The sequence below is a fragment of the Streptomyces sp. NPDC048600 genome (assembly GCF_055587025.1).
On the sequence record NZ_JBVJGZ010000023.1, the window covers coordinates 45981 to 67212 of the forward strand.

A 21232-nucleotide genomic window follows, 5' to 3' on the forward strand; every position below is an offset into this window, starting at 1 on the left:
CTGCCCGAAGAACAGCCGCCGTTCACCCGTGAGTTACGCCTCACACAGGCGGAGAACCAGGCAACGCCCGCGCGAGCGAACCGTCACGCCTTGCGCAGCCGGAACGTGAGCGCCAACCCCTCGTCGCCGAACGGCGATCCGAAACTGTCGTCCGCCTCCCCCTGCGCGAAGTCCGTCGCGAGAACCTCGTCCGCGATGAGCCCCGCGTGCTCGGAGAGCGCCGCCGTCGTCGCCGGGTCCGTCGAGGCCCAGCGCAGGGCGATCCGGTCGGCCACGTCGAGGCCGCTGTTCTTGCGGGCCTCCTGGATCAGCCGGATCGCGTCACGGGCCAGACCGGCCCGCCGCAGCTCCTCCGTGATCTCCAGGTCGAGCGCGACGGTCGCACCGGAGTCGGAGGCGACCGACCAGCCCTCGCGCGGCGTCTCGGTGATGATCACCTCGTCCGGCGCCAGGGACACCGTCTCGCCGTCGACGTCCACCGACGCCGTGCCCTCGCGCAGCGCGAGCGACAGCGCGGCCGCGTCCGCGTTCGCCACGGCCTTGGCCACGTCCTGCACCCGCTTGCCGAACCGCTTGCCCAGGGCGCGGAAGTTGGCCTTGGCGGTGGTGTCCACCAGCGAGCCGCCCACCTCGCTCAGCGAGGCCAGCCCCTCGACGTTGAGCTCCTCCGTGATCTGCGTGTGCAGTTCGGGGTCGAGCGCCTCGAAGCCCGAAGCGGCGATGAGCGCGCGGCGCAACGGCTGACGCGTCTTGACGCCCGACTCCGCGCGCGTGGCCCGGCCCAGCTCCACGAGCCGCCGCACCAGCACCATCTGCTTCGACAGCTCGGGGTCGATCGCGGACAGGTCCGCCTCGGGCCAGGACGACAGGTGCACCGACTCCGGAGCGCCCGGCGTCACCGGCACGACCAGGTCCTGCCACACCCGCTCGGTGATGAACGGGGTCAGCGGGGCCATCAGCTTGGTGACGGTCTCCACGACCTCGTGCAGGGTGCGCAGCGCCGCCTTGTCGCCCTGCCAGAAGCGGCGACGGGAGCGGCGGACGTACCAGTTGGAGAGGTCGTCGACGAACGCGGACAGCAGCTTGCCGGCGCGCTGGGTGTCGTACGCCTCCAGAGACTGCGTCACCTGGTCGGTGAGCGCGTGGAGTTCGGACAGCAGCCAGCGGTCGATCAGCGGACGGTCGGCCGGGGCCGGGTCGGCCGCGGAAGGCGCCCAGCCGGACGTACGGGCGTACAGGGCCTGGAAGGCGACCGTGTTCCAGTACGTCAGCAGGGTCTTGCGGACGACCTCCTGGATCGTGCCGTGGCCCACCCGCCGGGCCGCCCAGGGCGAACCGCCGGCCGCCATGAACCACCGCACCGCGTCCGCGCCGTGCTGGTCCATCAGCGGGATCGGCTGGAGGATGTTGCCCAGGTGCTTGGACATCTTGCGGCCGTCCTCGGCGAGGATGTGGCCGAGGCAGACCACGTTCTCGTACGAGGACTTGTCGAACACCAGGGTGCCGACCGCCATCAGCGTGTAGAACCAGCCGCGGGTCTGGTCGATGGCCTCGGAGATGAACTGCGCCGGGTACCGGCTCTCGAACAGCTCCTTGTTCTTGTACGGGTAGCCCCACTGCGCGAACGGCATCGAACCCGAGTCGTACCAGGCGTCGATGACCTCGGGCACACGCGTGGCCGTGCTGCCGCAGCCCTCGTGCGGGCAGCCGAAGGTGACGTCGTCGATGAACGGGCGGTGCGGGTCGAGGTTCGACTGGTCGGTGCCGGTCAGCTCGGTGAGTTCGGCGCGGGAGCCGACGACCGTGAGGTGGTCGTTCTCGCAGCGCCAGATGGGCAGCGGGGTGCCCCAGTAGCGGTTGCGGGACAGCGCCCAGTCGATGTTGTTGTTCAGCCAGTCGCCGAAGCGGCCGTGCTTGACCGTCTCCGGGAACCAGTTGGTGTTCTCGTTCTCCTGGATCAGCCGGTCCTTGACGGCCGTCGTACGGATGTACCAGGACGGCTGCGCGTAGTAGAGCAGCGCGGTGTGGCAGCGCCAGCAGTGCGGGTAGCTGTGCTCGTAGGGCAGGTGCCGGAAGAGCAGGCCGCGCGCGCCGAGGTCCTCGGTGAGCTTCTCGTCGGCCTTCTTGAAGAAGACGCCGCCGACCAGGGGCACGTCCTCCTCGAAGGTGCCGTCCGGGCGGACCGGGTTGACCACGGGCAGCCCGTAGGAGCGGCAGACCTTGAGGTCGTCCTCACCGAAGGCGGGGGACTGGTGGACCAGACCCGTGCCGTCCTCGGTCGTCACGTACTCGGCGTTCACCACGTAGTGCGCCGGCTCCGGGAACTCGACCAGCTCGAACGGGCGCTGGTAGGTCCAGCGCTCCATCTCGGCGCCGGTGAAGGACTCGCCGGTGGTCTCCCAGCCCTCGCCGAGGGCCTTGCCGACGAGCGGCTCGGCGACGACGAGCTTCTCCTCGCCGTTCGTGGCGACGACGTAGGTGACCTCGGGGTGCGCGGCGACGGCCGTGTTGGAGACGAGGGTCCACGGGGTCGTCGTCCAGACCAGGAGCGAGGCCTGGCCGGCGAGCGGGCCGGAGGTCAGCGGGAAGCGGACGTAGACCGAGGGGTCGACGACCGTCTCGTAGCCCTGCGCCAGCTCGTGGTCGGACAGGCCCGTGCCGCAGCGCGGGCACCAGGGGGCGACGCGGTGGTCCTGGACGAGCAGGCCCTTGTCGAAGATCTGCTTGAGCGACCACCACACCGATTCGATGTACTCGGGGTCCATCGTGCGGTAGGCGTCGTCGAGGTCGACCCAGTACCCCATGCGGGTCGTCAGCTCGGCGAAGGCGTCGGTGTGCCGGGTCACCGACGAGCGGCACCTGGCGTTGAACTCGGCGATGCCGTACGCCTCGATGTCCTGCTTGCCGGAGAAGCCGAGCTCCTTCTCCACCGCCAGCTCCACCGGCAGGCCGTGGCAGTCCCAGCCGGCCTTGCGGGCCACGTGGTAGCCGCGCATGGTGCGGAAGCGCGGGAAGACGTCCTTGAAGACACGGGCCTCGATGTGGTGGGCGCCGGGCATGCCGTTGGCGGTGGGCGGGCCCTCGTAGAACACCCATTCGGGGCGGCCCTCGGACTGCTCCAGGCTCTTGGCGAAGATCTTCTGGTCGCGCCAGAAGTCGAGCACGGCGTGCTCGAGCGCGGGCAGGTCGACCTGGGCGGGCACCTGGCGGTACGTAGGCGATGTCATCAGCGAGCTTCCTCCGGCGGACTTGCTGCCTTCCGTCCGGAGGGACGAGAGCCTCCGCGCCGGTTTCGGCGCGCTCCCGCGGTACCACCCTCCTTGGCTCCCCGGTGCCTGGTGCGCTCCGGCGAGCCCCCTCATTGGGGTCGCGATGCCGGGTCTACTGGCCGTGGCGCTCCCACGGTGTTCTTCCGGCGGCTCCGGGGTGATCTTCACGTCGCGCTCGCCCCCGGGCTCCCACCGTCCCCGGGTCGCTCTGGGCTGCGTACGCCGCTACTCGTCCCCATCCACGCTTCTCGCTCCGCCCAGTGTACGGCGCCGCGCGGACAGTGGCCGCCCGGTTTTTCCGGCCCTCAGGGGCGGGGCCGGGATGCGTCCGGGATGACCCGAATGGCCAGGCGTGCCCGTCCCTGTTCCCGCGGGCCCGGCCCGACGGATTACCCGGCGGGGAGCTGGGCACAACCGATGCATGCCGGCCTCGCGGCACGCGCGGGGTGGGCGAATCGGGCGGCGTGCCCCGTTGCCGCGGGACCGGAGTCGATTTATCGTCCCAGCACGATTCGCGAGCAAGATCACAATATGTGAAGGGGCCGCGGCCATGGTGGCGAAGAAGACCGCCGCAGAGCAGTCGGCGTCCGGCGGGTCCACGGGCTCAGCGGCCAAGGACTCCGGTGGGAAGAAGCGCGCGCAGGGGGCCTCCGGCAAGGCCGCCGACGGGAAGGCCGCCGCGAGGAAGCCAGGGGCGAGGAAGGCCGCCGCCAAGAAGGCTCCCGCGGCGAAGGCGGCCGCCGACGGGACGGCTCCGGCGGTGAAGGCGGCCGCCGACGGGAAGACCGGGACCGGCGACGCCCCGGCCGCCGAGGCACCGGCCGGGACGACCGCGGCGAAGAAGGCCACGACGGGCAGGGCCGCCGCCGCGAAGCGCACCGGCGCGGGCAGGAAGAGCACGGCGAAGAAGGCGGACGCGGCACGGGCCGCGGAGCAGACGGGAGCCACCACGATGGGTGCGAAGAAGACTCCGGGCACGGCCACGGCCGCGCAGACGGCTGTTCCCAAGGCGCGCGGCGCGGCGACGGAGCCGGGCGACCTCGCCGTACGACCGGGGGAGGACCCCTGGACGGCCGAGGAGGTCGAGGAGGCCCGTACGGAGCTGACCGGCGACATGCAGCGCCTGAAGGCCGAGCTCGCCAGCTCCGAGGAGTCCCTGGTGGGCCTGATGCGGGACTCCGGCGACGGCGCGGGCGACGACGAGGCCGACACCGGCACGAAGAACATCACCCGCGAGCACGAGCTGGCGCTGGCCGCCAACGCGCGCGAGATGCTGATCCAGTCCGAGCGGGCCCTGGAGCGGCTGGACGCGGGCACCTACGGCCTGTGCGAGAACTGCGGCAAGGCCATCGGCAAGGCCAGGATGCAGGCCTTCCCGCGGGCCACGCTGTGCGTGGAGTGCAAGCAGAAGCAGGAACGCCGGTACTGATCGGGCGGGGAGGCGTGACGTACCCTCGTCCTCAGTCAGGCACCTAGGTTGAGGGACTCACGTGGCAGAGGCGGAGCGCATCATCGGTACGCCGGACATTCCCGACGCGGCACAGGCCGCGCAGGAGCGGGATGACGACGGCACGCGGGCGCGGTCGGACGCCTCCGCGGACACCGGCACGTCCGGCGGCTCCCAGGCCCCCGACCAGGCCGACCAGGCCCCGGAGGAGGACGGCGGGCGCCCGAAGGGTCGGCGCAAGATCGCCGTCCTGTTCGCGGTCGCCGCGTTCGCCTACCTCGTCGACCTGGTCAGCAAGATGATCGTGGTGGCGAAGCTGGAGCACCACGACGCGATCGAGATCTTCGGTGAGTGGCTGAAGTTCGACGCCATCCGCAACCGCGGCGCGGCCTTCGGCTTCGGCCAGGCCTTCACGATCATCTTCACCCTGATCGCGGCGGCCGTGATCGTGGTGATCTTCCGGCTCGCCCGCAAGCTCTACAGCCTGCCCTGGGCGATCGCCCTCGGGCTGCTCCTCGGCGGCGCGCTCGGCAACCTCACCGACCGGATCTTCCGCGCGCCGGGCGTCCTCGAGGGCGCGGTCGTCGACTTCATCGCGCCCAAGCACTTCGCCGTGTTCAATCTCGCCGACTCGGCGATCGTGTGCGGCGGCATCCTGATCGTGCTGCTCTCCTTCCGCGGCCTGGACCCGGACGGGACCGTCCACAAGGACTGACCCCGCCCGCGGCGACAGGGCTGTCGGTACCGTCCGGCATACTCGACGGGTGAGCACGATTCCCGAGATCCGCACCCTGCCCGTACCGGACGGCCTGGAGGGCGAGCGCGTCGACGCCGCCATCTCCCGCATGTTCGGCTTCTCACGTACGAAGGCCGCGGAGCTGGCGGCCGCGGGCAAGGTGCTGGTCGACGGCACGGTGGTCGGCAAGTCCGAGCGCGTGCACGGCGGGGCCTGGCTCGAGGTCGAGATGCCGCAGGCGGCCGCGCCGGTGCAGGTGGTGGCCGAGCCGGTCGAGGGCATGGAGATCATCCATGACGACGACGATGTCGTGGTCATCGTCAAGCCCGTAGGTGTCGCCGCCCACCCCTCGCCCGGCTGGACCGGCCCGACCGTCATCGGCGGTCTCGCCGCGGCCGGCTACCGCATCTCCACCTCCGGCGCCGCCGAGCGCCAGGGCATCGTGCACCGCCTCGACGTGGGCACCTCCGGTCTGATGGTGGTCGCCAAGTCGGAGCGCGCGTACACCTCGCTCAAGCGCCAGTTCAAGGAGCGCACGGTCGACAAGCGGTACCACACGCTCGTCCAGGGCCACCCGGACCCGACCAGCGGCACCATCGACGCGCCCATCGGCCGCCATCCGAACCACGACTACAAGTGGGCGGTCACCGCGGAGGGCAAGCCCTCCGTCACGCACTACGACCTGATCGAGGCCTTCCGCGCCGCCTCTCTGCTCGACGTGAAGCTGGAGACCGGCCGCACCCACCAGATCCGCGTCCACATGTCCGCCCACCGCCACCCCTGCGTCGGCGACCTGACCTACGGCGCCGACCCCACGCTCGCCAAGCGGCTGGGTCTGACCCGCCAGTGGCTGCACGCCGTCCGGCTCGGCTTCGAGCACCCCGGGGACGGCCAGTGGGCCGAGTTCGCCAGCGACTACCCCGCCGACCTGCAGAAGGCCCTCGAGCAGGTCCGCGAGGAGACCTACGGATGAGCGAGTACGCCGTCCGGGTCGCCGAGGACCCCGCCGACCGCGAGGCCTGCTTCGCCGTCCGCAAGGAGGTCTTCGTCGCCGAGCAGGGCGTCCCTCAGGAGATCGAGTACGACTCCTACGACCCCGGCGCGCTGCATGTGCTCGCCGTGCGCGAGGACGGCACCCCGCTCGGCACCGGCCGACTGCTGTACGGCGAGGGCGCCGTGGAGAAGACCGGCGGCGACCTCACCCTGGGCTCGCTCGGCCGGCTCGCCGTGACCCGGGAGGCCCGCGGGCTCGGTGTCGGCGTCGCCCTGGTGCGCGCCATCGAGGACGCGGCACGCGCGCGCGGCCTCGCCGCCGTCGACCTGCACGCGCAGACCCACGCGCTCGGTTTCTACGAGCGCCTCGGCTACGAGCCGTACGGCCCGGAGTACCAGGAGGCCGGGATCGCGCACCGGGCGATGCGGCGCGCTCTGTAGCCACCTGCGGGGAAACGGCTGACGGGACGGGCGCCGTGGCAGGCTTGAGCCCTGCCGTGTGATCGTCCGAGCTGCCGGAGCGCCGAGCGTGGAACAACTGGGCCTGGTCTTCCTGCTGCTGCTCGGAGCCGTGCTGAGCGTCCCGCTCGGGGACCGGCTGGGGCTGCCCGCCCCGGTGCTGATGACCCTGTTCGGCATCGCCCTGGCCCTGGCCGAGTTCGTGCCGAACGTCGACGTCCCGCCCGACCTCATCCTGCCCCTGCTGCTTCCGCCGCTGCTCTACGCCGCTGTACGGCGCACCTCGTGGCGGCAGTTCGCGGCGAACCGGCGGCCGATCTTCCTGCTGGCCGTGGCCCTGGTGTTCGTCACGACGTTCAGCGTGGCCGCCGTCGCCGACGCGGTCGTGCCGGGGCTGCCGCTGGCCGCCGCGTTCGCGCTCGGCGCGCTGGTGGCGCCGCCCGACCCGGTCGCCGCGACCGCCGTGGCGGGACAGCTCGGGCTGCCGCGCCGGCTGGTGTCCATCCTGGAGGGCGAGGGCCTCTTCAACGACGTCACGGCGATCGTGCTCTACCACGTGGCGATCGCCGCCGCCGTCAGCGGCCAGTTCTCGCCGGGGCAGGCCGCCCTCGACTTCGTGCTGTCCGCCGTGGTGGCGCTCGCCGTCGGCGTCGCGCTCGGCTGGACCGCGAACCGGCTCCTCGACCTGCTGGGCGATCCGACCCTCCAGATCGGGCTGACGCTGCTGGTGCCGTACGCCTCCTACGTGCTGGCCGAGGAGCTGCACGGCTCGGGGGTGCTGGCCGTGCTCACCACGGCGATGTTCCTCGCCGAATACGCCTCCGACGCCGACGACGTGATGACCCGGCTCGCCGGGCACACCTTCTGGGACATCATCGACACCCTGGTCACCGGGGTCGCCTTCGGGCTGATCGGGCTCGAACTGCACATCGCCGTGCGGACCGCGTCCGGCCGCTGGGGCGAGATGCTCGGCTGGGCGGCCATGATCGCCGCCGTGGTGATCCTCGTCAGGCTGGCCTGGCTGCTGCCGGCGACCTGGCTCACCAAGAGGCTGCACGCCCGGCGGAACGACCCGGACGAGGACATCCCGGTGAGCTGGCGGGAGACCGTCGTCATGTGGTGGTCCGGGATGCGCGGGGTCGCCTCGGTGGCGCTGGCGCTGGCGATTCCGCTGAAGACGGACGACGGGGCGCCGTTCCCCGCCCGTTCCGAGATCATCTTCATCGCCTTCGGGGTGATCATGGCGACGCTGGTGCTCCAGGGGCTGACCCTGCCCTGGCTGGTGAAACGGCTGGGGGTGCGGGCCGACACCGAGCGGGAGAAGGAGTTCGAGAAACGGCTCGCGGTGCGGGCGGCGAAGGCGGCGAAGGCGCGGCTGCGGGAGATCGAGGAGGTGGAGGTGCTGCCGGAGGAGGTGTCCGAGCGGATGCTGCGGCGGGCCTTCGACATCGGGGTGCGGATCTCTCCCGAGATGGGGGAGGAGGAGCGCAGGGAGGCGCATGAGCAGCGGGTGCGGCGGGCGAAGCGGTTGCGGCGGATCGAGGGGGAGATGTTGAGCGCGGCTCGGCATGAGGTGCTCGCGGCGCGGAGTGAGCCGGGGGCGGATCCTGAGGTGGTCGACCGGGTACTGAGGCAGCTGGATGTGCGTAGCTTGCGGTAGTTGTTCGGGTTTCTGTTTTTTGGGGTCCTTTCCCCGCCCACGCGCCGCCCGTGGCAGTCGAGATGCCCGGCTCTCCTTCCGGGGTTCCCGCCGTCGGCGGCTTCCGGGGCCGCGGTCCGCGGCTTTCCTTCGCGCGGGGTGCGCTTGCCTCCGCCGCGGTGGTCCGAACCGTAGGGTGTGATCATGAGTCGGAACGTTGTGATCAGCGGTGGGGGAACCGGGATCGGGCTCGCCGCCGCGCGGGTGTTCGCTGCCGATGGGGACCGGGTGGTGCTGCTCGGGCGGCGCGCCGAGGTGCTGGAGAAGGCCGGGGTGCCGGGGGCGGTGCACTGCGCGGCCGATCTGGCCGAGCCCGGCGACGTGCGGCGGGTCGCGGAGTTCGTGCGGCAGGAGATCGGGACCGTCGACGTCCTCGTGCACAGCGCGGGCGGCAACGGCGGCCTGGAGCCCGGCCCGCCGGGCGGCGATCCGCTGGACGCCGTCCTGCACGACTGGACCGTGAACTTCCGGCTGAACGTCCTGACCGCCGTACTGCTCACCGAGGCGCTGAAGGAGCGGCTCGCCGAGCCGGGCGGGCGGGTGCTGTTCCTCAGCTCCATCGCCGCCTTCCGCGGCTCGGGGAGCGGGGCCTACGCCGCCTCCAAGGCCGCCCTGCACCCCTATCTGCACGACCTGGCCCGGCAGCTGGGCCCGCGCGGGATCACCGTGAACGCGGTCGCCCCCGGCTTCGTCGAGGACACCGGGTTCTTCGGCGGGCCCGTCGAGGCGGCCCGCCGGGAGCGGCTGGTCGCGGAGACGGCCACCGGGCGGGCCGGGGAGCCCGGGGACGTCGCCGCGACCCTGCACTGGCTGGCGTCCCCGGGCGCCGGGCACATCACCTCCCAGATCGTGCAGGTCAACGGCGGCGCCGAACGCGGCCACTGACCGGACGTCAGCGGCGCCCGGGCCGGGTCAGCCCCGGTCCGGGCGCGGGTCCGCGGCCGCTCGGCGGTTGCCGCCGCCGTCGAGGGACGCCCGGGAGCCGGGCAGCGTGGCGTCGGCGGTGTTCACCCGCGGCAGCGCGTACGGGTGTTCCAGGACCAGCCAGCGGATCATCCGCTCGCGCACCGTGACCCGTACCGTCCAGACGTCGTCGGCGTCCTTCGCCGTCATCAGCGCCCGCACCTCCATGGTGTTGGGCGTGGTGTCGGTGACGTCCAGGGTGTAGGTGCGGCCGTCCCAGGAGGGGCACTCGCGCAGGATGTCCCGCAGCTTCTCGCGCATCGCCTCCAGCGGCGCCGAGTGGTCCAGGTGCCAGTAGACGATGCCGGTCATCTGCGGGGTGCCCCGCGACCAGTTCTCGAACGGCTTGGACGTGAAGTACGACACCGGCATGGTGATCCGGCGCTCGTCCCAGGTCCGCACGGTCAGGAAGGTCAGCGTGATCTCCTCGACCGTGCCCCACTCGCCGTCCACCACGACCGTGTCGCCGATGCGCACCATGTCGCCGAAGGCGATCTGGAGCCCGGCGAACATATTGCTCAGCGTGGACTGGGCGGCCACACCGGCGACGATGCCGATGATCCCGGCCGAGGCCAGCAGCGAGGCGCCGGCCGCGCGCATCGCCGGGAAGGTCAGCAGCATCGCGGCCACGGCCACCACACCGACGACCGCCGCGACCACACGCGTGATCAGCGTCACCTGGGTCCGCACCCGCCGGACCCGGGCCGCGTCGTGGCTCGCGCGGGCGTAGCGGCTGTACGTCGTCTCCACCACGGCGCCGGCGATCCGGATCACCAGCCAGGCGGACGAGCCGATCAGGGTCAGGGTCAGGATCCGGCCGATGCCGACCTCGTTGGCCTCCAGCAGTTTCGCCTCGTCGTACGACCCTCTCAACAGGGCCGTGCACAGCACGAGCTGATAAGGGACACGGGCACGGCGCAGCAGACCCCACAGGGGGGTCTCGCTGTGCCGGCGGTCCGCCTTGCTCAGCAGTCGGTCCGTCGCCCAGCCGATGAGCAGCGTGAGGACGACCGAGCCGCCGATGACGATCACCGGGCGCAGTACGTTCTCCATGCCCCCGACCGTACTGGCACGATGGCCTCATGAACATCATGCTCTTTCACTCCGCCTACGGCCTCAGGCCCGCGGTGCGCGACGCGGCCGACCGGCTGCGCGCGGCCGGTCACGAGGTGTGGTCGCCCGATCTGTTCGACGGCCGCACCTTCGAGACGGTCGAGGAGGGCATGGCCTGCAAGGACGAGATCGGCAAGGACGAACTGCTCAGGCGTGCCGTGCTGGCCGCCGCGCCGTACTCGGAGCGCGGGCTGGTGTACGCCGGGTTCTCGCTGGGCGCGTCCATCGCGCAGACCCTGTGTCTCGGCGACGACAAGGCGCGCGGTCTGCTGCTTCTGCACGGCACGTCGGACATCGCGCCGAACGTCTCGGCGGACGAACTGCCGGTGCAACTGCACGTCGCGGAGCCCGACCCGTTCGAGACGGACGACTGGCTGAGCTCCTGGTACCTCCAGATGGGCCGCACCGGCGCCGACGTGGAGGTCTACCGCTACGCCGGGGCCGGTCACCTGTACACCGACCCCGGTCTGCCGGACTACGACGCCGAGGCCGCCGAGGCCACCTGGCGGGTGGCGCTCGGCTTCCTCGGCTCGCTGTAGTCCCGCGGTCTCACCTCAGCCGGTTCAGCCCGCGCGGTACGCGGCCCAGTTCTGCTGCATGCGGGTCACCTGGCCTGCGGTGAACTGGTACATGCAGTTGTCGTACGTGTAGTCCATGAAGTTGTGGATGGGGTCCACACCGGTCTTGTTGGTGCACGTGTCACGGCCGGTGGGGCACTGGTAGGCGGCGCTCTTCTCGGCCGGGGTGTCGGTGACGTAGTCGCCGTTGCCGTTACAGCCGCCCTGGAAGGTGTGGTACAGGCCCATCCAGTGGCCGACCTCGTGGGTCGCCGTGTCGCCCTCGTTGTAGTTGGCGGCCGAGCCGCCCGGCAGCGAGGTGTCCAGCAGGACCACGCCGTCCATGGAGGGGCTGGAGTTGTAGGAGCTGGGGAACGTGGCCCAGCCCAGCAGGCCGCCGCCGAGGTTGGCGGTGTAGATGTTGAGCGCGTTCGCGCCGCCCTTGCGCAGGGCGGTCTTCATCGCCTTCTCCGCGGTCGAGCCGGAGCTGAGGTTGTACCAGGCCGCGTTGTCCGTGTAGTCGGTCGCGGCCAGCGTGAACTGGTAGCCGGAGTCGACGTTTCCGGTGCCCTGGCCGGCGTAGGCCGCGTTCAGCACGTTCATCTGGGCGTTGACGGCGGTGGCGGAGAGCTTGCCGGTCGTGCCGCTGTGGATGACGTGGAAGTAGACCGGGACGGTGGTGGCCGCGGCGGCGGCCGTGACGCGCTTGCCGCTCGTCCGCAGCTTGTCGAGGCGCTTCTGGAGGTCGGCGTCCATGGCCTGGGCCTTGGCCGCGGTGACCTCGTTGGGCTCGGCGACCGTCTGGCCCGCGCCGGGCTTGGCCTCACGGGCGGCCGCGGGGGCGGAGTCCTCGGCGCACTCGGCACCGGTCGTGCCGGCCGCGGCGACACTGGTGGGTGCCGACAGCGGGGTGAGGAGCAAGGTTCCGGCCACGGCGGCAGTGCCGATGAGGCGTCTGCGCATGTGGGGGGATATCCGGGCGAACGCACGCATGCTGACTCCAGGTGGGGTGGGGAGTTGGTTGAGTCAGGGATCTTCCTGACCGCCGCCCGGAGATTACGTGGACATGCCGACCTGGCGAGAGGAGAGTTCAGGCCCTATCAAATTCCCGGCAAACAGGGAGGATTGGGCAAGTGAACGATCACCGCGTCCGGAGTTCGGTACCCGGATGTAACGAGAGCGGTGACCTGCGCGGGTGGTGTGTCCGGAAAAGGACCACGGCTCACACCACCCGCCGTAGCGACGTGATCTCGCCTTAACGGTTCAGTAGCACACCGGGTTTGGCTGAAAATCGTCGCTCACTGTCCGGCTCACACCGGTGAGTAGGTCCGTTCGACCTTCTGGGTGCCGCTGCGGGTGCGGTAGGAGCGCGCCCACGACGAGGTCGCGTCCGCCTTCGTCCGGTCGGACAGGACGTAGTAGTCCATCTGCGCCCGGTCGGCGGTGATGTCCAGGACGCCGTAGCCGTGGCGGTCGGTGTCGACCCAGTGGACATGCCGGTTGGCGGCGCGGATCAGCGGCGCGGCGACGGCCGACACCGTGCCCTCGGGGACCTTCACCAGGTCGTCGAGGTTGTCGGAGGTCACGGAGGTGACCACGAACTCCGTGGCGGCCGAGGCCGACAGCGGGTATGTGCCCGCGTTCACCGGCACGTCGTTCGCCCAGGCCATGTGGATGTCGCCGGTGAGGAAGACCGTGTTGCGGATGGCGTTGGACCGCAGATGCGCCAGCAGCTCGCGGCGGTCGTCCGTGTAGCCGTCCCACTGGTCGGTGTTGAGGGCCAGGCCCTCCTTCGGCAGGCCCAGCAGCTCGGCGAGCGGCTTGAGCAGGTCCGCGGTGAGCGAGCCGATGGCGAACGGCGAGATCATCACCGAGTTGCCGACCAGCCGCCAGGTGGTGTCCGAGGACTTCAGTCCCGCTTTCAGCCAGTCCAGCTGGGCCCGGCCGGTGAGCGTGCGGTCCGGGTCGTCCACCTGGCCGTTGCCCAGCTTGATCTGCTGGTCGCGGAACGAGCGCAGGTCCAGCAGCGAGAGGTCGGCGAGCTTGCCGAAGCGCAGCCGGCGGTAGGTGGTGCCGGCGATCGCCGGACGCACCGGCATCCACTCGAAGTAGGCCTGCTTGGCGGCCGCCTGACGGTTCGCGTAGGCGCCCTCGGCGCCCTCGGTGTGGTTCTCCGCGCCGCCCGACCAGGCGTCGTTGGCGATCTCGTGGTCGTCCCAGATCGCCACGACCGGCGCCTTGGAGTGCAGGGACTGGAGGTCGGGGTCGGTCTTGTAACGGCCGTGCCGGATCCGGTAGTCCGCCAGGGTGAGGATCTCGTGCGCGGGGGCGTGCGGCCGCACGACGGTGTCACGGGTGCCGTACTGGCCGTTGCCGTACTCGTAGATGTAGTCGCCGAGGTGCAGCCAGGCGTCCAGGTCGCCGCGGTCGGCGAGATGGCGGTAGGCGGAGAAGTGGCCGGCCTCCCAGTTGGCGCAGGAGACCACGCCGAAGCGGAGGTTCGCCACGGCCGCGTCGGCGGCGGGCGCGGTGCGGGTACGGGCCACGGGCGAGTCGGTGCCGCCCGCGGAGAAGCGGAAGAAGTAGTCCGTGGCGGGCGCGAGTCCGCGGATGTCCGCCTTGACCGTGTGGTCGGTGGCGGCGGTGGCGGTGGTGGAGCCCCGGCCGACGACCTGGGTGAGCGCCTTGTCGGTGGCGACGACCCAGCTCACCGTGGTGTCGGCGCCGAGCCCGGAGCCGGGGACCGCCTCGGGGTCCGGGGTCACCCGCGTCCACAGCAGGATGCCGTCGGGCAGCGGGTCGCCGGAGGCGACGCCGTGCAGGAAGGCGGGGGCCGATCCGGCGGCGCGCGCGGGTAGCGCGGCGGTCAGCGGGGCGGCGAGTACGGCTCCGGCGGCGGCGGCCTTGACGACCGAACGGCGGCGCGGAGCGGGCAGGTTGCTGCCTACGTGAGATCTGTTGCGACTGGTCACGGGCGATCAGATTACTGAGCGGTAGGCCCGTGGGTAAGCCATCGGCACGGCAAGAGCGGGCGAACTCTCAAGAGTTCGCCCGCTCTTCGGCTGTCCGTTTCCTGACGCCTGCCGTCTGACGTGGTGTTACGTGACCGGTGCCGCGTTCCGTGCGGGGAGGCGCGCCCGGCGCTCCCGCCCGGCTACTTGGTGACGCCCGCGTCCTTCAGGGCAGCCTGCCAGTCGGCGACCGTCTTCGGGTTCTCGATCGTCTTGTCGTTGATCTTGACCGTGGGCGTGGATTCGACGCCCTCGGAGTCGTCGAAGGCCTTGCTCATCTTCATCGCCCAGGCGTCGTAGGTGCCCGCCTCGACGGCGTCCTGGAACTTCTTGTTGTTCTTCAGGGCGTCGACCGTGTCCGCGACCTTGATCAGGTAGCTGTCGTCGGCGAGGTCGTCGGTGGACTCCTCGGGGTGGTACTCGGCCGAGTACAGCGCGGCCTTGTAGTCCAGGAACGCCTCGGGGCTGACGTTCAGCGCGGCGCCGAGCGCGCTCAGGGCGTTCTTGGAGCCCTCGCCGCCGAGGTTGCCGTCCAGGAAGGTGCCGATGGTGAGGGACAGCTTGTAGTCGCCGTCCGTCATGCCCTTGTTGACCGTCTCGCCGACGGTCTGCTCGAAGCTCGCGCAGGCCGGGCAGCGCGGGTCCTCGTAGAGGTGGACCACGTTGTCGGACTTGGAGTCGCCGATGACGAGCGTGGTGCCGTTCTTGCCGGAGGTGTTGGCCGGCGCGACGACGGTCGCCTTCGCGGCCTCCTCCCACTTGCCGGGCTCATTGGCCTGCACGACCGCGAAGCCGATGCCGCCGGCCGCGGCCAGCACACCGACGACCGTGCCGGCCACCACGAGCTGACGCCTGGCCTTGGCCTTCTTCGCCTCGCGCTCGCGCTCCACGCGCAGCCGCTCCCGGGCCGCCGACTTCGCCGCCTGGCTGTTCCGCTTGCTCATGCTGATGATCTCCCTGTGGGACGCGCACGTGTCGTACGCGGGATACGGGTGTGGGGGACTGCCTGTGCTCAGGTGCGGGCCGGGCCGTCGTCAGACGGCGCGGGCGGCGGAGCAGGGCGGTCCCCGGCGTCCCAGGGAGTGCGAGAGCAGCAGATCGCGCACCGGCGCGGTGCGGCGCAGCGGGCGGGGCTGCCGGGGACGGGCCGGGGTGCGCCGTACGGCGACCGCGGCGGCCGCCAGCAGCAGCGGCCGGAAGGTGGTGGCGCCGGCGGCCCGCATCAGCTGGGCCAGGGCGCGTTCGCCGCGCCGCAGCCAGAGGGCGGCCAGCAGTCCGACACCGACATGGGCGCCCAGCAGCAGCCAGGCGGTGGCCGGACCGGCCTGCCCGAGCAGGAAGGCCATCCGTTCCCCGCCGGTCACGCGGGCGAGCGGCCCGCCCACCTGGCCGGCGCACAGCAGATCCAGGCCGACCGAGCGCAGCGGACCCGCGACCGGGCCGCCGGCCTGGCCGTAACAGGTGTGCTGGCCGGTGGTGAAGACCGTGTCGGCGGCCAGCTCCAGCGGAATCAGCAGGGCGGCGATCCGCCCGAAGCCGCGCTCGGCGCCCGCCAGCGCGTAGGCCACGGCGAACACGGCGGCGGTGACCACCGCGACCGTGCCCACCGGAAGCGGAACCCCGGACAGCAGCACGTGCGACGCGGTGCTGAGGGTCACGACCACCGCCGTGAACAGCACCGCGCGCACGGCTCTGAGCTGGGTTCCGGATATGTCCATCGCCTACGAAGTGTGGCATGCGGCCGGATAAGGGACCCTTAAAGGTTCCCTGTGAGATTCGCCGAGGCGGGTTTTCGCAGGTCCGCCGGGCGACGGCGTCACAGACCCGGGATACGGCCGTTGCGGAACAGGTCGACGAAGATCTGGTGGTCGGCACGCGCGCGTGCGCCGTAGCTGTGCGCGAAGTCCACCAGCAGCGGAACGAAGCCCTCCTCGTCGGCCGCGATCGCCGCGTCGATGGCCCGCTCGGTGGAGAACGGCACCAGCGACTCGCCGGAGGTGTCGTCGGCGGCGGAGTGCATCGAGGCGGTCGCCCGGCCGAGGTCGGCCACGACGGCCGCGATCTCCTCCGGGTCGTCGATGTCGCCCCAGTCCAGGTCCACGGCGTACGGCGAGACCTCGGCGACCAGCTGGCCCGCGCCGTCCAGCTCGGTCCAGCCCAGCCACGGGTCGGCGTGGGCCTGGAGGGCGCGCTGGGAGATCACCGTGCGGTGGCCCTCGTGCCGGAAGTACTCACGGATCGCCGGGTCGGTGACGTGCCGGGACACCGCCGGGGTCTGGGCCTGCTTGACGTAGATCACCACGTCGTTCTCCAGGGCGTCGCTGTGGCCCTCCAGCAGGATGTTGTACGAGGGCAGGCCGGCCGAGCCGATGCCGATGCCGCGGCGGCCGACGACGTCCTTGACGCGGTAGGAGTCGGGGCGGGCCAGCGAGGTCTCGGGCAGCGTCTCCAGATAGCCGTCGAAGGCCGCCAGCACCTTGTAGCGGGTCGCCGCGTCCAGCTCGATGGAGCCGCCGCCGGGCGCGAAACGGCGCTCGAAGTCGCGGATCTCCGTCATCGAGTCCAGCAGCCCGAAGCGGGTCAGCGAACGGGCGTCGCGCAGGGCGCCGAGCAGCGGTCCGGTCGCCGTGTCCAGGGTGAACGGCGGCACGTCGTCGGTCTTGGCGCCGGCGGCCAGCTCGTGGACCCGCTCGCGGTACGCGCCCGCGTAGATCCCCACCATCTCGGTGATCTGCTCGTCGCTGAGGGCCTTGGCGTAGCCGATCAGCGCGACGGAGGCCGCGAAGCGCTTCAGGTCCCAGGTGAAGGGGCCGACGTAGGCCTCGTCGAAGTCGTTGACGTTGAAGATCAGCCGGCCCGTGGAGTCCATGTAGGTGCCGAAGTTCTCGGCGTGCAGGTCGCCGTGGATCCACACGCGCGAGGTGCGGTCGTCCACGTAGGGGCCGCCGTCCCCCGAGCCCAGGTCGTGGTAGAAGAGGCAGGCCGTCCCCCGGTAGAACGCGAACGCCGAGGCCGCCATCTTGCGGAACTTCACCCGGAACGCGGCCGGGTCGGCGGCCAGCAGTTCGCCGAAGGCGGTGTCGAAGACGGCGAGGATCTCCTCGCCCCTGCGCTCCACGTCGAGCTGGGGAACCGACATCGCTGGATGCCTCCTGGTGCAGATGGTGCGTGACGTATGGGGCAGGTGTGACGTTCGTCCCTCGGGACGCCCCCCGCCCACTTCCAACGCATGAAGGTACGCATAGGTGCCCGCCCGTCGCCCGGCCACCACCCCTCATCGAGGCGCTTCGCGCCGCGGTGATTATCTCCGGTGTCAGTCCTCGGGCATAGACTTCGACGCTGTCCCCCCAGACCGTCCGCATCCTGTCGTCGAGCGTTTTCCTTGGAGGCCGCGCCGTGTCGAAGCCGCCGTTCACGCACCTGCACGTCCACACCCAGTACTCGTTGCTGGACGGTGCCGCGCGGCTGAAGGACATGTTCGACGCGTGCAACGAGATGGGCATGACGCACATCGCCATGTCCGACCACGGCAACCTGCACGGCGCCTACGACTTCTTCCACACGGCCAAGAAGGCCGGGGTCACGCCGATCATCGGCATCGAGGCCTATGTCGCCCCCGAGTCCCGCCGCAACAAGCGCAAGATCCAGTGGGGCCAGCCGCACCAGAAGCGCGACGACGTCTCCGGCTCCGGCGGTTACACCCACAAGACGATCTGGGCGGCGAACTCCACCGGGCTGCACAACCTCTTCAAGCTCTCCTCCGACGCCTACGCCGAGGGCTGGCTCCAGAAGTGGCCCCGGATGGACAAGGAGACCATCTCCCAGTGGTCCGAGGGGCTCATCGCCTCCACCGGCTGCCCCTCCGGCGAGCTCCAGACCCGGCTGCGGCTCGGCCAGTTCGACGAGGCCCTGAAGTCGGCCGCCGAGTACCAGGACATCTTCGGCAAGGACCGCTACTTCCTGGAGCTGATGGACCACGGCATCGAGATCGAGCGCCGGGTCCGTGACGGCCTGCTGGAGATCGGCAAGAAGCTCGGCATCCCGCCGCTGGTCACCAACGACTCGCACTACACCTACGCGCACGAGGCCACCGCCCACGACGCGCTGCTGTGCATCCAGACCGGCAAGAACCTCTCCGACCCGGACCGCTTCAAGTTCGACGGCACCGGCTACTACCTGAAGTCCACGGACGAGATGTACGCCGTCGACTCCTCGGACGCCTGGCAGGAGGGCTGCCGCAACACCCTCCTGGTGGCCGAGCAGATCGACACCACCGGCATGTTCCTCGAGAAGAACCTCATGCCGAAGTTCGACATCCCCGAGGGCTACACCGAGGTCAGCTGGTTCCGCGAGGAGACCATGCGCGGCATGGAGCGCCGCTTCCCGGGCGGCATCCCGGAGGACCGCGTCAAGCAGGTCGAGTACGAGATGGACACCATCATCTCGATGGGCTTCCCGGGCTACTTCCTCGTGGTCGCCGACTTCATCATGTGGGCCAAGAAGCAGGGCATCGCGGTCGGCCCCGGCCGCGGCTCCGCGGCCGGCTCGATCGTCGCCTACGCCCTCGGCATCACCGACCTCGACCCGATCCCGCACGGACTGATCTTCGAGCGCTTCCTCAACCCCGAGCGCATCTCGATGCCCGACGTCGACATCGACTTCGACGAGCGCAGGCGCGTCGAGGTGATCCGGTACGTGACGGAGAAGTACGGCTCCGACAAGGTCGCCATGATCGGCACCTACGGCAAGATCAAGGCCAAGAACGCCATCAAGGACTCCGCGCGCGTGCTGGGCTACCCGTACGCGATGGGCGACCGCCTCACCAAGGCCATGCCGCCGGACGTCCTCGGCAAGGGCATCCCGCTCTCCGGCATCACCGACCCGCAGCACCCCCGGTACTCCGAGGCCGGCGAGATCCGGGCGATGTACGAGAACGAGCCGGACGTCAAGAAGGTCATCGACACCGCGCGCGGTGTGGAGGGCCTGGTCCGGCAGATGGGTGTGCACGCGGCCGGCGTGATCATGTCCAGCGAGCCGATCGTCGAGCATGCCCCGATCTGGGTGCGGCACACCGACGGCGTGACCATCACGCAGTGGGACTACCCGCAGTGCGAGTCGCTCGGCCTGCTGAAGATGGACTTCCTCGGCCTGCGGAACCTGACCATCATGGACGACGCCGTCAAGATGGTGAAGGCGAACAAGGGCGTCGAGCTGGACCTGCTCGGCCTGCCCCTGGACGACCCGAAGACCTTCGAACTGCTCCAGCGCGGCGACACCCTCGGCGTCTTCCAGTTCGACGGCGGACCCATGCGGTCCCTGCTGCGGCTGATGAAGCCCGACAACTTCGAGGACATCTCCGCCGTCTCGGCCCTGTACCGGCCGGGCCCGATGGGCATGAACTCGCACACGAACTACGCGCTGCGCAAGAACAAGCAGCAGGAGATCACGCCGATCCACAAGGAGCTGGAGGCGCCTCTCGAAGAGGTCCTCGCGGTCACCTACGGCCTGATCGTCTACCAGGAGCAGGTGCAGAAGGCCGCCCAGATCATCGCGGGCTACTCGCTCGGCGAGGCCGACATCCTCCGCCGCGTGATGGGCAAGAAGAAGCCCGAGGAGCTGGAGAAGAACTTCGTCATCTTCCAGGCCGGCGCCCGCAAGAACGGCTACAGCGACGAGGCCATCCAGTCCCTGTGGGACGTGCTGGTCCCGTTCGCCGGCTACGCCTTCAACAAGGCGCACTCCGCCGCGTACGGCCTGGTCTCGTACTGGACCGCCTACCTGAAGGCGAACTACCCGGCCGAGTACATGGCGGGGCTGCTGACCTCGGTGAAGGACGACAAGGACAAGTCGGCCGTCTACCTCAACGAGTGCCGCCGCATGGGCATCCGGGTGCTCCCGCCGAACGTCAACGAGTCCGAGTCCAACTTCGCCGCCCAGGGCGACGACGTGATCCTCTTCGGCCTGTCCGCCGTGCGCAACGTCGGCACCAACGTCGTGGAGTCGATCATCAAGTGCCGCAAGGCCAAGGGGAAGTACGCCTCCTTCCCCGACTACCTCGACAAGGTCGACGCGGTCGTCTGCAACAAGCGCACCACGGAGTCGCTGATCAAGGCCGGCGCCTTCGACACCATGGGACACACCCGCAAGGGCCTGACCGCGCAGTACGAGCCGATGATCGACAACGTGGTCGCGGTCAAGCGCAAGGAGGCCGAGGGCCAGTTCGACCTCTTCGGCGGCATGGGCGAGGAGAGCAGCAGCGAGCCGGGCTTCGGGCTGGACGTGGAGTTCTCACCCGACGAGTGGGACAAGACCTATCTGCTCGCCCAGGAGCGGGAGATGCTCGGTCTCTACGTCTCCGACCACCCGCTGTTCGGCCTGGAGCACGTGCTGTCCGACAAGGCCGACGCGGGCATCGCCCAGCTCACCGGCGGTGAGCACGCGGACGGGGCGGTCGTCACCATCGGCGGCATCATCTCCGGCCTCCAGCGCAAGATGACCAAGCAGGGCAACGCCTGGGCCATCGCCACCGTCGAGGACCTGGCCGGTTCCATCGAGTGCATGTTCTTCCCGGCGACCTACCAGCTGGTGTCGACCCAACTCGTCGAGGACGCCGTGGTGTTCGTCAAGGGCCGCCTCGACAAGCGCGAGGACGTGCCGCGGCTGGTCGCCATGGAGCTGATGGTCCCCGACCTGTCCACGGCGGGCACCAACGCGCCCGTGATCCTCACCATCCCGGCCATGAAGGTCACCCCGCCGATGATCAGCCGTCTCGGCGAGATCCTCAGCCACCACAAGGGTGACAGCGAGGTCCGCATCAAGCTCCAGGGGCCGACCAGGACGACCGTGCTGCGGCTGGACCGGCACCGGGTCAAGCCCGACCCGGCGCTGTTCGGCGATCTGAAGGTGCTGCTCGGCCCGTCCTGTCTGGCCGGCTGACCGGCACCCGGAAACAGGCCGACCGGGGCCGCGACGGACGGACGGACGG

15 protein-coding genes are annotated in these 21232 nt (G+C 70.5%); 8 read left to right on the plus strand and 7 right to left on the minus strand.

Features of this window, described 5'->3' with window-relative positions; genetic code table 11:
* Positions 1 to 83: 83 nt before the first annotated feature.
* Positions 84 to 3227 (minus strand): isoleucine--tRNA ligase, encoded by a 3144-nt coding sequence (gene ileS, locus ACZ6SQ_RS27450; protein ID WP_469566563.1) that lies wholly within the window; start codon positions 3225 to 3227, stop codon positions 84 to 86.
* A gap of 592 nt (positions 3228 to 3819) precedes the next feature.
* On the opposite strand from ileS, the gene ACZ6SQ_RS27455 reads away from it, so the two are divergent.
* The 6 genes from ACZ6SQ_RS27455 to ACZ6SQ_RS27480 all read left to right on the plus strand — a co-directional run bounded on the left by ACZ6SQ_RS27455 (position 3820) and on the right by ACZ6SQ_RS27480 (position 9488).
* A complete protein-coding gene (locus tag ACZ6SQ_RS27455; protein ID WP_469566565.1) occupies positions 3820 to 4698 on the plus strand; it encodes a TraR/DksA family transcriptional regulator in 879 nt (292 codons plus the stop codon).
* A 61-nt stretch (positions 4699 to 4759) separates the two neighbouring features.
* Positions 4760 to 5431: a signal peptidase II gene (gene lspA / locus ACZ6SQ_RS27460; protein ID WP_469566567.1), complete on the plus strand. Its 672-nt coding sequence runs from the start codon at positions 4760 to 4762 to the stop codon at positions 5429 to 5431.
* A 49-nt stretch (positions 5432 to 5480) separates the two neighbouring features.
* The gene (locus ACZ6SQ_RS27465) at positions 5481 to 6425 is read left to right on the plus strand and encodes an RluA family pseudouridine synthase (RefSeq protein ID WP_469566569.1); all 945 of its coding nucleotides are present in this window, start codon (positions 5481 to 5483) and stop codon (positions 6423 to 6425) included.
* Positions 6422 to 6886 (plus strand): GNAT family N-acetyltransferase, encoded by a 465-nt coding sequence (locus tag ACZ6SQ_RS27470; RefSeq protein ID WP_469566571.1) that lies wholly within the window; start codon positions 6422 to 6424, stop codon positions 6884 to 6886. Before ACZ6SQ_RS27465 ends, ACZ6SQ_RS27470 begins: the two co-directional genes overlap by 4 nt.
* Positions 6887 to 6974: 88 nt before the next feature.
* Positions 6975 to 8564 (plus strand): Na+/H+ antiporter, encoded by a 1590-nt coding sequence (locus ACZ6SQ_RS27475; RefSeq protein ID WP_469566706.1) that lies wholly within the window; start codon positions 6975 to 6977, stop codon positions 8562 to 8564.
* A 183-nt stretch (positions 8565 to 8747) separates the two neighbouring features.
* Complete coding sequence (locus ACZ6SQ_RS27480) at positions 8748 to 9488, plus strand: SDR family NAD(P)-dependent oxidoreductase (RefSeq protein WP_469566573.1); 741 nt, start codon at positions 8748 to 8750, stop codon at positions 9486 to 9488.
* 27 nt (positions 9489 to 9515) lie between these two features.
* On the opposite strand, the gene ACZ6SQ_RS27485 is transcribed toward ACZ6SQ_RS27480, so the two are convergent.
* Complete coding sequence (locus ACZ6SQ_RS27485; RefSeq protein ID WP_469566574.1) at positions 9516 to 10619, minus strand: mechanosensitive ion channel family protein; 1104 nt, start codon at positions 10617 to 10619, stop codon at positions 9516 to 9518.
* Positions 10620 to 10648: 29 nt separating this feature from the next.
* Here ACZ6SQ_RS27485 and ACZ6SQ_RS27490 point away from each other — a divergent pair, with 29 nt between their 5' ends.
* Positions 10649 to 11218 carry a dienelactone hydrolase family protein gene (locus ACZ6SQ_RS27490; RefSeq protein ID WP_469566576.1) on the plus strand — a complete coding sequence of 190 codons (570 nt, stop codon included), beginning with the start codon at positions 10649 to 10651 and terminating at the stop codon, positions 11216 to 11218.
* A 24-nt stretch (positions 11219 to 11242) separates the two neighbouring features.
* Here the strand turns inward: ACZ6SQ_RS27490 and ACZ6SQ_RS27495 are convergent, their stop codons facing one another.
* From ACZ6SQ_RS27495 to ACZ6SQ_RS27515, 5 genes are all read right to left on the minus strand, one after another.
* A complete protein-coding gene (locus ACZ6SQ_RS27495) occupies positions 11243 to 12229 on the minus strand; it encodes a zinc metalloprotease (RefSeq protein ID WP_386380353.1) in 987 nt (328 codons plus the stop codon).
* 317 nt (positions 12230 to 12546) lie between these two features.
* On the minus strand, positions 12547 to 14208 hold the full coding sequence (locus tag ACZ6SQ_RS27500) for an alkaline phosphatase D family protein (RefSeq protein WP_469566579.1): 1662 nt from the start codon (positions 14206 to 14208) through the stop codon (positions 12547 to 12549).
* A gap of 182 nt (positions 14209 to 14390) precedes the next feature.
* Complete coding sequence (locus ACZ6SQ_RS27505) at positions 14391 to 15191, minus strand: DsbA family protein (RefSeq protein ID WP_469566581.1); 801 nt, start codon at positions 15189 to 15191, stop codon at positions 14391 to 14393.
* A 90-nt stretch (positions 15192 to 15281) separates the two neighbouring features.
* On the minus strand, positions 15282 to 15965 hold the full coding sequence (locus ACZ6SQ_RS27510) for a hypothetical protein (RefSeq protein ID WP_469566583.1): 684 nt from the start codon (positions 15963 to 15965) through the stop codon (positions 15282 to 15284).
* Between the two features lie 98 nt (positions 15966 to 16063).
* Positions 16064 to 17386 carry a DUF2252 domain-containing protein gene (locus ACZ6SQ_RS27515; RefSeq protein ID WP_469566585.1) on the minus strand — a complete coding sequence of 441 codons (1323 nt, stop codon included), beginning with the start codon at positions 17384 to 17386 and terminating at the stop codon, positions 16064 to 16066.
* Positions 17387 to 17643: 257 nt separating this feature from the next.
* Between ACZ6SQ_RS27515 and dnaE the strand changes: the two genes are divergently transcribed.
* On the plus strand, positions 17644 to 21183 hold the full coding sequence (dnaE, locus tag ACZ6SQ_RS27520; protein ID WP_469566587.1) for a DNA polymerase III subunit alpha: 3540 nt from the start codon (positions 17644 to 17646) through the stop codon (positions 21181 to 21183).
* Positions 21184 to 21232 lie beyond the last annotated feature (49 nt).

Coding starts and splice junctions, on each gene's coding strand:
- ACZ6SQ_RS27480 (WP_469566573.1), top strand. CDS start 8,748: ATGAGTCGGAACGTTGTGATCAGCGGTGGGGGAACCGGGATCGGGCTC.
- ileS (WP_469566563.1), bottom strand. CDS start 3,227: ATGACATCGCCTACGTACCGCCAGGTGCCCGCCCAGGTCGACCTGCCC.
- ACZ6SQ_RS27495 (WP_386380353.1), bottom strand. CDS start 12,229: ATGCGTGCGTTCGCCCGGATATCCCCCCACATGCGCAGACGCCTCATC.
- ACZ6SQ_RS27455 (WP_469566565.1), top strand. CDS start 3,820: ATGGTGGCGAAGAAGACCGCCGCAGAGCAGTCGGCGTCCGGCGGGTCC.
- ACZ6SQ_RS27470 (WP_469566571.1), top strand. CDS start 6,422: ATGAGCGAGTACGCCGTCCGGGTCGCCGAGGACCCCGCCGACCGCGAG.
- ACZ6SQ_RS27490 (WP_469566576.1), top strand. CDS start 10,649: ATGAACATCATGCTCTTTCACTCCGCCTACGGCCTCAGGCCCGCGGTG.
- ACZ6SQ_RS27505 (WP_469566581.1), bottom strand. CDS start 15,191: ATGAGCAAGCGGAACAGCCAGGCGGCGAAGTCGGCGGCCCGGGAGCGG.
- ACZ6SQ_RS27485 (WP_469566574.1), bottom strand. CDS start 10,619: ATGGAGAACGTACTGCGCCCGGTGATCGTCATCGGCGGCTCGGTCGTC.
- ACZ6SQ_RS27515 (WP_469566585.1), bottom strand. CDS start 17,386: ATGTCGGTTCCCCAGCTCGACGTGGAGCGCAGGGGCGAGGAGATCCTC.
- ACZ6SQ_RS27510 (WP_469566583.1), bottom strand. CDS start 15,965: ATGGACATATCCGGAACCCAGCTCAGAGCCGTGCGCGCGGTGCTGTTC.